Annotated in this window: 1 protein-coding gene; it reads left to right on the top strand. The window is 79.9% G+C overall.

Translation table 11 applies throughout. The features are described 5' to 3' along the window. Positions 1 to 734: hypothetical protein (locus ACFQ3T_RS36820; protein ID WP_380730823.1), on the top strand; the 734-nt coding region annotated here is incomplete at its 5' end. Positions 735 to 831: the final 97 nt, after the last annotated feature.

The raw sequence follows: 831 nt of genomic DNA, 5'->3' as shown, positions 1-831 counted from the left end.
TGCTCGCGGCGGCCGTGGACGAGGTGCGCGGCCTCGTCGCGGCGGGCGGGCCGCACTGGGCGCACGACGCGGCCGACCGGCTCGGCGGCCTGCACCTGCTCGCGCGCCTGGCCGAGTCACCCGATCCGGTGGTGCGGCGGCGGTTGGGCTTCTCCGTGGCGGAGGAGGAGGTGCGCGGCGGCCCCGGCTGGTCCGACCAGTGGGTGCCGCTGCTGAAGCTCGAATCGGACGACGGCCTGGTGCGGACCGTGCGGCAGTGGGCGTGGGGGCGTTCGCACGGCTGGGTGATGGCGATCCGGCACGCGGCGGGCGGCGCGCGTCCCGTGCCGCCGTTGGCGCACGGCGTGCCGGTGCAGGGGGTGGTGCACCCGTACCCCGGCGTGCCGCCGCACCGGGTCGCGGTGGGCGGCGCGCTGGTGGAGCGGCCGGCGGAGCCCGTGCCGGCGCCCGAGTCGTGGCAGGCCGCGCTGGCGGGGCTGGAGGAGCCGCTGAAGGCCGACCCGTGGCAACGCCTGCACCCGCTGGGGTGCGCGGCGGTGCGGGTCACCGAGGACACCGGGCACCTGGTCGACGGCGCGGGCCGCGGCCTGCGGGTCCGGGCCGACCTGGCGCTGGACCAGGCGCTGGCCGTGACGGGCGGCGAGCCGTTCGACGCGTGGGGCCTGTGGAACGGCCGCGAGCTGCGCCTGGGCGCGGTGGCCGAGCCCGGCCGGGCGCCGGAGGTGGTGGGATGACGCTCCACGCGGAGTGGGACGAGGCCGTGCGGGCGGCGCTGGTCGGCGCGGGACGGGCGGGCACCACGCCGTCCGCGCTGCTGGACCGGGTCGCCGC

Origin of the sequence: Saccharothrix hoggarensis (assembly GCF_042678885.1) — a bacterium.
GTDB classification, from domain to species: Bacteria; Actinomycetota; Actinomycetes; order Mycobacteriales; family Pseudonocardiaceae; genus Actinosynnema; species Actinosynnema hoggarensis.
This window is presented reverse-complemented; position numbering and strand designations above follow the sequence as displayed.